This is a genomic window from Candidatus Goldiibacteriota bacterium (assembly GCA_016937715.1).
Lineage (GTDB): Bacteria > Oederibacteriota > PGYV01 > PGYV01 > PGYV01 > PGYV01.
In genome coordinates, this window is record JAFGWA010000034.1 from 1 (window position 1) to 8,276 (window position 8,276).

General features: G+C 43.0%; 10 protein-coding genes. All 10 read left to right on the forward strand.

Annotated features, from left to right (window positions below):
* The first annotated feature begins 17 nt into the window (after positions 1-17).
* The 10 genes from JXR81_04120 to JXR81_04165 all read left to right on the forward strand — a co-directional run bounded on the left by JXR81_04120 (position 18) and on the right by JXR81_04165 (position 8,202).
* Positions 18-221: a hypothetical protein gene (locus JXR81_04120; GenBank protein MBN2754033.1), complete on the forward strand. Its 204-nt coding sequence runs from the start codon at positions 18-20 to the stop codon at positions 219-221.
* Between the two features lie 224 nt (positions 222-445).
* On the forward strand, positions 446-1,051 hold the full coding sequence (locus JXR81_04125) for a hypothetical protein (GenBank protein ID MBN2754034.1): 606 nt from the start codon (positions 446-448) through the stop codon (positions 1,049-1,051).
* Positions 1,048-1,497 carry a ribose 5-phosphate isomerase B gene (gene rpiB, locus JXR81_04130; GenBank protein MBN2754035.1) on the forward strand — a complete coding sequence of 150 codons (450 nt, stop codon included), beginning with the start codon at positions 1,048-1,050 and terminating at the stop codon, positions 1,495-1,497. The genes JXR81_04125 and rpiB overlap by 4 nt, the downstream gene beginning before the upstream one ends.
* A 19-nt stretch (positions 1,498-1,516) precedes the next feature.
* Complete coding sequence (locus JXR81_04135) at positions 1,517-2,764, forward strand: serine hydroxymethyltransferase (GenBank protein ID MBN2754036.1); 1,248 nt, start codon at positions 1,517-1,519, stop codon at positions 2,762-2,764.
* A 13-nt stretch (positions 2,765-2,777) separates the two neighbouring features.
* On the forward strand, positions 2,778-3,212 hold the full coding sequence (locus tag JXR81_04140) for a prepilin-type N-terminal cleavage/methylation domain-containing protein (protein MBN2754037.1): 435 nt from the start codon (positions 2,778-2,780) through the stop codon (positions 3,210-3,212).
* 12 nt (positions 3,213-3,224) lie between these two features.
* Positions 3,225-3,824: a methyl-accepting chemotaxis protein gene (locus tag JXR81_04145; GenBank protein MBN2754038.1), complete on the forward strand. Its 600-nt coding sequence runs from the start codon at positions 3,225-3,227 to the stop codon at positions 3,822-3,824.
* Complete coding sequence (locus tag JXR81_04150; protein MBN2754039.1) at positions 3,825-4,250, forward strand: type II secretion system protein; 426 nt, start codon at positions 3,825-3,827, stop codon at positions 4,248-4,250.
* Positions 4,251-4,273: 23 nt separating this feature from the next.
* Complete coding sequence (locus JXR81_04155) at positions 4,274-6,562, forward strand: O-antigen ligase family protein (protein MBN2754040.1); 2,289 nt, start codon at positions 4,274-4,276, stop codon at positions 6,560-6,562.
* Complete coding sequence (gene nrdR, locus JXR81_04160) at positions 6,559-7,023, forward strand: transcriptional repressor NrdR (GenBank protein ID MBN2754041.1); 465 nt, start codon at positions 6,559-6,561, stop codon at positions 7,021-7,023. Before JXR81_04155 ends, nrdR begins: the two co-directional genes overlap by 4 nt.
* A complete protein-coding gene (locus JXR81_04165; GenBank protein MBN2754042.1) occupies positions 7,024-8,202 on the forward strand; it encodes an O-antigen ligase family protein in 1,179 nt (392 codons plus the stop codon).
* The last annotated feature ends 74 nt before the right edge of the window (positions 8,203-8,276 follow it).

The window sequence follows — 8,276 nt, forward strand, 5'->3', positions numbered from 1 at the left end:
ACTACTCGGGGTGAGAGATGAGATTAAAGACAGGGGTTATTGCGGGGATAGTCTTATTGATATATTCATATGCATTCGCTTATGACTACATGGCGGGAGGGGGCAGGGGTTCGTATAACAGTTCAGATTCATCCAACGCCGTTACTCTCTCTAAAATGTGGGAAACATCCATATCACCCCCTGGTGTTAACATATCTTCACCTGTAATTTACAAAAAATAAAGTATTCGCCCTTATCGTTGTTGACCTGCCCATGTTTTTTATATATAATATATTGATTAAAATATCTTCAGGCATAATTTATTTTTTTAAGTATTATCTGAAAAACCCTTTTAAAAAAGGGGAAAAACGGCATTTTTACGCAGTTGAAAAACGCGGCGCCTTATCCTGCCGCTGACAGAAATTAAAAGGCAAGCGGGCACTAAAAAAATTATTCGGAGGCCAATTTGAAAAAAATAATCAGTGCGGCTCTTTTTATCTTTCTGTTTTCCGCCGGATTGTTTGCTGATACGGTTATCCTGAAAGACGAGCAGAGGTTTGAAGCGGATGTTATTTCGTTTGATTCATATTATCTTACGGTTAAACTGCCCAACGGCGTGCAGGCCAATATACCGTGGGGGGAAGTAAGGTACATAAAACACACCACCACAGCTTCAAGCTGGCTTGAAGAAGAATATATGTCAGCGGATGACGCGGAAGTGACTTCTTTGATTACTCCTTTGGATAAGGATCAGGCCTTTCAGAAAGCTGTTTTTCCGGGCCTTGTGCTGCACGGTTCCGGACATTTTTACGGTAAAGACCAGAACACGGGGCTGTCTTTAATGAGCGCGGAAATAGTATCCCTTATTATCATGGGACTGAGCGTTCAGCAGTTCTTCGCTCCGGCAGAGCCGGGTTATGACTACGGTGTGACTAAGGCGGTATTCATATCGGGCGTAACTATATTTACGCTTTCCTGGCTGTGGGATATAATTTTCGCGCCGCAGGCGGTTGAAAAGTTCAATTCAGAAAACGAATTTCTTATTAACTCGCTTCCCGGAGGCAATCAATGAAAATAGCGCTTGCCAGCGACCACGCGGGATTGGAATTAAAAGACTTTATAAAACAGCACCTTGAAAAACAGGGCCATGAAGTGAAGGATTACGGCACATATACTGAAGAGTCGTGTGATTATACGGATTTCGCGGAGCTTGCCTGTGATGCTGTCGTTAAGGGACAGTCTGAAAGGGGAATTCTTTTCTGCGGGACGGGGATCGGCATGTCAATTGTTGCCAATAAGATAAAGGGCATTTACGCCGCGCTTGTGGATAATACATTTTCAGCCGCAATGACAAGGCGGCATAACGACAGTAATGTGCTGGTGATGCCCGGCCGTCTTATAGGAAAAGACATTGCAAAAGAAATAGCGGGTATCTGGATTGCCACCCAATATGAAGGCGGCAGGCATGACAGGCGGCTAAACAAGATTAAAGCGGTTGAAAATAAAAATATGAAATAATATTACGGAGGTAATAATAATGGATTTTACAAATTACATTGAAGCAATAGACAGTGAAGTGGCGGAAATAATCAAAGATGAAGTGAAAAGAAATCAGGAAACGCTTTTAATGATAGCGTCGGAAAACTACGCGGATGAAGCCGTGCTTCAGGCGCAGGGTTCCGTGTTTACAAATAAGTACGCGGAAGGATACCCTACAAAACGTTTTTATCAGGGCGTGGGCAATTCAGACAGGGTGGAACAGCTTGCCATTGACAGGGCAAAACAGCTGTTTGGCGCGGAACACGCCAATGTGCAGCCAAACTCCGGTTCGCAGGCAAACCAGGCCGTTTATCTTGCGATGCTGCAGCCGGGCGATGCAATACTTGGAATGAACCTTGCGGCGGGAGGACATTTAACGCACGGCGCGGCGGCATCTTCGTCGGGCAAACTTTACAAAGCGCACGCGTATTCCGTGAATAAAGAAACGTATATGCTTGACTATGATGAAATAGCGGCTGCGGCAAAAGAAGTGCAGCCTAAAATAATAGTGGCGGGAGCGTCGGCATATCCAAGGCAGATAGACTTTAAAAAATTCAGGGAAATAGCTGATTCCGTGGGCGCGCTGCTTATGTGCGACATTGCGCATTACGCGGGGCTTGTTGCCGCCAAACTGTATCCGGATCCGGTTCCGTACGCTGATTTTGTAACAACCACCACGCATAAGACCTTAAAAGGGCCAAGGGGCGGCATGGTAATGTGCAAAGAAAAATACGCCAAACAGATAAATTCAGCCGTATTTCCGGGGCTGCAGGGCGGGCCTTTAATGCATGTGATAGCCGCCAAGGCGATTTGTTTTAAAGAGGCAATGACGCCTGCTTTTAAAGATTATCAGCAGCAGGTTATGAAAAACGCGCAGGCTCTGGCCGCTGAACTTCTGAAAAAAGGCTATAAAATATTAACCGGCGGCACTGACTGCCACATGATTCTGCTTGATTTAAGGCCCAATAAAATCAACGGGCGTGATTCGGCGAGAGCCCTTGAAGACGCGGGAATAACATTGAATAAAAACGGCGTGCCTTTTGACACTGAAAGCCCGTTTGTCACATCCGGCATCAGGATAGGAACGCCCGCTATTACCGCGCGGGGCATGAAAGAAGGAGAAATGACACTAATCGCGGACTGGATGGATCAGGTGCTGAAAAATATCGGGGACGCGGCATTAAAAGAAAAAATCCGCGGTCAGGTTAAATCGCTGTGCGCTAAATTCCCGGTGTACGACAAATAAAAGGGGGATAAAAGTGAAAACAGGGGGAAGGGAAGGTTTTACTTTAATAGAACTGCTGGTGGTTGTAGCTATCGTGGGGCTTCTTGCGGCGGTGGCAATACCAAAGTACAAGAACCTGCTTGAAAAGGCAAATCTGGGAACCACGATGGGAAATTTGTCTTCTCTAAGGTCTTCGCTTTCTATTTATTACGCTACAAATATGGCTTTTCCGAATTCTATTGACCCGGCAGCAGAGCCGGCATTTGAATCAGTGCTTAACGGCGGGGTTCCTTTTGTTAAGGCAAAGTATCCCGCTGCCACGCCGCCTTACGGCAATAGCGTGACTGTAAGCGCGGCTGAAGGGCCGGTAATTGCCGGCGCCGGCTGGTTCTACAATAATTCAAACGGCACGGTATTTATCAATTCAACGGCATTTGATATTAACGGTACTGTTTATTCCGCTTATTAAAAGGAGGGGCTTATGGAAACAAAAGGATACAAGCGCAAAATATATATAGTTGATAAAAAGTTTCAGTACAAATTTGTGTTAATGCTTCTGTTTTTTATACTGATAACTGTTTTTACCGTTTCGTTCACGACTTTTTATGTTATATGGCAGAACGTTATTGAGGAATTTTTCTTTGTCCCGGAAGCGTCAAAAAAACTCGGCGATATTTATATTAAGACAACCGAACTTTTAATACTTCCGCTTATTGTGCTGTCAGTTGTTTCCTGTATTGCGGGTATTTTAATATCCCACAGGATAGCGGGCCCTGTTTACAGGATGAAAAAGGTCGCCGAAGAAATAGCAAAAGGTAATTTATGCGTAAGCGTAAAATTCAGAAAAAGCGACGAACTTCACGGCCTTGCGGATTCAATGAACGCGATGATTGCGGGGGTAAGAAACCTTGTGAAAGAGGACAGAAACACGATAAATAAAATTATGGCGGTATCTGACAAACTGACAAAGGATATAAAAAAACACAAAGGTTTAAAAGCGGAAGTTAAAAAGACCATAAATGAATTGAACAGCATCATAAAGACGCTTAAAAAAAATTCAGGAAGGTTTAAAACAGAATAGATGAGATTAAAAAATAACGGTTTCACGCTTATTGAACTTATGGTGGTAGTCGGTATCATGGGGCTTCTTGTTGCTGTGGCTGTGCCAAAGTTCGGGCAGATGCTTGAAAAAGCGAACCTTGGCGCCACGCTTGGCAATTTATCGGCCATACGCGGCGCGGTTCATATTTATTACGGCAATAACACGTTTTTTCCGGAAAACTTAAATGAAGATGAACCATGGATAAAAGAAATGATAGGCAATCAATTGCCTGCGGTAAAGTGCGCTTTTCCGCTTAATGCTTCTCCCAGGGGAAATCAGGTGACACTGGGCAATTCAATACCTGCAACGCAGGGCAAAGGCTGGTATTACGATTACGGGAACGGCTGGATTTATATAAATTCCACCGCGAAAGATATAAAAGGCATTAACTATACTGTTTATTAAACTGAAAAAATAATCGAGGGCAAATGGATACCAGGAAACTTGGCGGTAAATTTATAGAACTTGCGGTGCTTTCAATGGTGCTGCTTATACCTGTTATATTTTATACCCGCACAAATGACGTGTTTGAAATCAACAAAATGTATATTTTCAGGTTTTTTACCATTTTAGGCGCCGCCGTCTGGATTATAAAAATAATAACTGATAAGGGATTTTCTTTTGTGAAAACCGCTTTTGATTTTCCCGTGCTTGGGCTTCTGGCTGTTTCGTTAATTTCCACGGTAATAACCGTTAATTTAAACGTGTCCGTATTCGGCGTGTATGAGGATTTTGAAGGCATTTTAACCGTTACTAATTACACTGTTTTTTTCTTTCTGCTTGTTAATTTTCTGGGTACGGACCGCAGTGTAAAAAAAATCATCACGCTTACGCTTACATCCACGGTTTTTATAACCGCTTACGGTTTCGCGCAGAATTTTGGCATTGATTTTATACGTTGGAATCCGGAAACGTATAATCCGGGCAGGTTCTTTTCCACGCTTGGAAATCCCAATTTTCTTGCCGCGTATCTTGTGGAAATTTTACCGCTGTTTTTCATACTTTTCTTTGTCACCAAAGATACGTTTAAAAAATCCGCCGTGCTCTTTATGCTTGTAGCGGCCGTTATTATACTGTTTCTGACAAAATCAAGGGCGGGTTTTTTAAGTTTTCTTGTTACCCTGGTTTTAATTATAATCTACACGTTTATAGATTCAAAAAAAGAAAAACACGGCATATTTGCCTCCAATAAATACTGGTTTCTGGGTTTTGTGGTTATCTTCGCCATAACAGCCGTATTCTCGGATAAGGTGCAGGAAGCGTTCAGGGACCTTTATGCAAGGATAACCATGATATTTACGGAAGGGATTAATAAGACACCCAGGGTATATATCTGGAAAAGCGCGCTTATGATGTTCAGGGACAATCCAATCGTGGGCAAAGGGCTGGATACCTTTCAGGTAATGTTTCCTTATTACAGGCTTCCCGAATACTGGAGAATAGAGTGGAACGGCACTCCGGAAAAGACGCACAATATTTTCCTGCAGTACCTTGCCACCCAGGGAATCGCGGGTTTTGGAATGTTTATGCTGCTGCTGGCCGCTTTTTTCAAAAAAACGTTTAACGTGATTTTCGGCGAAAAAAATATAACAAGAAGGTATATTGCTTTTGGTTTCTTTATGCTTGTCATTGCTTACTTTATCCAGGGGCTGTTTAATTACACTGTCGTGGCTTATGGTTTTATGTTCTGGATAGCCCTTGCGGTAATACTTATTATGGGCGGCCTTAATACAAAAACTGTGTGGCAGGCGCCTGCGTTTATCAGAGGCAATAAATCTTTTTTTGTATGGTCTTCGGTATTTCTTACCCTCGCGTTAACTGTTATGCTTACCCGGTACTGGGCTGCTGATATGTATTATAAAGTGGGCAATATCGCGGCGGAAACACAGGGCATAGAAACGCGTTCGCTTGAGTTTTATGATAAAGCCGTGAAGTTAAATCCTTTCAGGGAAATTTACTGGGTGAAATACGGAATAGGTTTTGAACGCTGCGCCAGGGCGGACCGGGACACGGCGCGCCAGAAGCATTATATCGAGCAGGCGATAGAAGTCCACAAACATACGCTTAAATTGAATGACAAAAACGGATACAATTACAATAATATAGCGCGGTCGTACAAGTTTTACGGTGAAAGGGTGGATAAAAACGGTTATAACGAAGCCGTAAAATATTACGATGAAGCCATAAAAAGGGACCCTAATAACGCTTATTTCGCGCTTGATCTGGCGACTGTTTTTATAAATTCCGGTGAATTTGAAAGGGCCGCAAATCTGTGCCTTAAGTACTCCGAAATGTACCCGTCATTCGCAACGCCTTACAGTTATCTTGGCTACATTCATATGCTGGCGGCAAGAAATACAAAAGATAAAAAACAGACTGCGGAATTTCTGGAACGTTCACGGCAGTATTATGAAAAAGCCGTGGAACCCGATAAACAATGGTTCAGGGATAATGTATCAATGTCTTCAAGTTTCAGCAACCTTGCCATTATTTATTACAATAACGGAAAGGTAAAAATGGCGGAAGACACCTTTAACAGGGCTCTTGAATTATGGCCGCAATACAGGGAAGGTTACTATAACCTTGCCATGCTGTATGAGAATATGAATAATTATCAGATGGCCGCTGAAACATATAAACGGATGCTTGCTTTTTTTCCCAAAGATGAAAAGGCTGTTGCCGAACTTGATAAACTGTCAGGGAGGGGAATCAGATGAAGTGTCCTTACTGCAGCCACAAATCGGATAAAGTTGTTGATTCCAGGGAAAGTAAAGACGGCGAAGCCATAAGGCGCAGAAGGGAATGCCTTAAGTGCGCTAAAAGGTACACCACATATGAGCAGATAGAACATTCGCTTCCTATGGTTGTAAAAAAGGACAACAGGCGAGAGCCCTTTGACCGTAAAAAAATATTAAGCGGGCTGATAAAAGCGTGCGAAAAGCGGCCTGTATCTGTTGAGCAGCTTGAAGAAGTGGTGGATGAAATAGAAAAACAGCTTTACAGCAAGATGGAAAAAGAGGTCCCGTCCACGGTTATAGGTAATATCATCATGGAAAAACTTGCGCTTATGGATGAAGTGGCATATGTAAGATTTGCCTCTGTGTACAGGCAGTTTAAGGATATTAACGCTTTTACCAAGGAGTTAAAAAAATTCCTTACGGAAAAGAATGACAAATAAATGATGACTGCCGCCGGCGCAAAAGATTTTCCGGGTAAAATTACTGAAATTATAAGCCTTTCTTTTATATCTGTGTTTCTGCTGTCCGGCGGAGCCGCGGCGGTTGCTTATGAAAATCATACCGTAAAACTAATATGCCTTGGCATTTATGTATCGGCAGCTGTTTTTTTTGGCATGCTGCATCCGGAAAAAAAGGCGGGTTTCATCGCGCTCTCTTTAACCGCTTTGACTGCATCTGTTTCTCTGTCCGGTATTTTCAACCCCGATTTAAACAGCACCTTAAAAACAGAGCAGGTTTACATGTTTTTAAATATAATTTTTATTGTAATTCTGCTGCAGGCTGCGCCGGTGAAAGTGAAAAAAGCCTCTTTAATAATTGTGTTATCCGCCGCGGTGTCGGTGGCTGCCGGATTGGCGCAGGCGGCCTTTTTTGCCGCGGGGGAAGGGGTACTTTTTAAGGATTATTTTGGGGGCAGGGTGTATTCTTTATTCGGGAATCCGGATAATTTTGCCGTTTTTCTTGTGTTCTGCGCCCCGTTTATCCTGCAAAAAAGCGGCAGCGCCGGATATAAATTTAAATTTATTTTATTTTTACTCTCCGCCTTGTCGGTATTTCTGACCAAAAGCGCGGCAGGGACAGCCGTTTTTTGCGCTGTATCAGCGGCGGTATTAATTATTCAGTCAAAGGATAAAAAAAAGGCGCTTGCCCTTGCAGCCGTAATAATGACGGCAGCTGTTTTAGTATCCGTTTTTATTCTTAACACAAAGAAAGATTCTGTTTTCATAAGGGTGCTGCTGTGGAAAGCTTCTGTAAAGATGGCTGCCGCACAGCCTTTGTTTGGCGTGGGGGCGGCAAATTTCAGGGTGCAGTCCCCGTATTATCAGGCTCTGGTGTACGATAAAGATTCAAATAACTTTTATAAACCGCATGACGAAGCGTATTCCCATAACGACTATCTGCAGGTACTTGCGGAAACGGGTATTGTAGGATTTATATTTTTTATTCTTGCTTTAACCGCCTGCGTTATATCTTTATACAGGGCGCGCAGCTTTACGGCGCTTGCGGCGCTGTCGGGTATTTTGGCTTTTGCTTTTACGCATTTTCCGTTTAACATACCGTATTTTGCCGTTCTTTTTTTTGTAACGGCAGCGGTTTTCGGTAAAGATATAATGGCTTAGTTTTTTAAGACTAAATTTTGAGCTTTTTAAGGTGGGTTTCCTGTAGTAAAATCTAAGGGACCCAGGAGGTTCAG

What these genes read in the sequence shown, in the direction of transcription:
- JXR81_04120 (MBN2754033.1), top strand. Translation starts at nt 18, where the DNA reads ATGAGATTAAAGACAGGGGTTATTGCGGGGATAGTCTTATTGATATAT.
- rpiB (MBN2754035.1), top strand. Translation starts at nt 1,048, where the DNA reads ATGAAAATAGCGCTTGCCAGCGACCACGCGGGATTGGAATTAAAAGAC.
- JXR81_04135 (MBN2754036.1), top strand. Translation starts at nt 1,517, where the DNA reads ATGGATTTTACAAATTACATTGAAGCAATAGACAGTGAAGTGGCGGAA.
- JXR81_04145 (MBN2754038.1), top strand. Translation starts at nt 3,225, where the DNA reads ATGGAAACAAAAGGATACAAGCGCAAAATATATATAGTTGATAAAAAG.
- JXR81_04150 (MBN2754039.1), top strand. Translation starts at nt 3,825, where the DNA reads ATGAGATTAAAAAATAACGGTTTCACGCTTATTGAACTTATGGTGGTA.
- JXR81_04155 (MBN2754040.1), top strand. Translation starts at nt 4,274, where the DNA reads ATGGATACCAGGAAACTTGGCGGTAAATTTATAGAACTTGCGGTGCTT.
- nrdR (MBN2754041.1), top strand. Translation starts at nt 6,559, where the DNA reads ATGAAGTGTCCTTACTGCAGCCACAAATCGGATAAAGTTGTTGATTCC.
- JXR81_04165 (MBN2754042.1), top strand. Translation starts at nt 7,024, where the DNA reads ATGATGACTGCCGCCGGCGCAAAAGATTTTCCGGGTAAAATTACTGAA.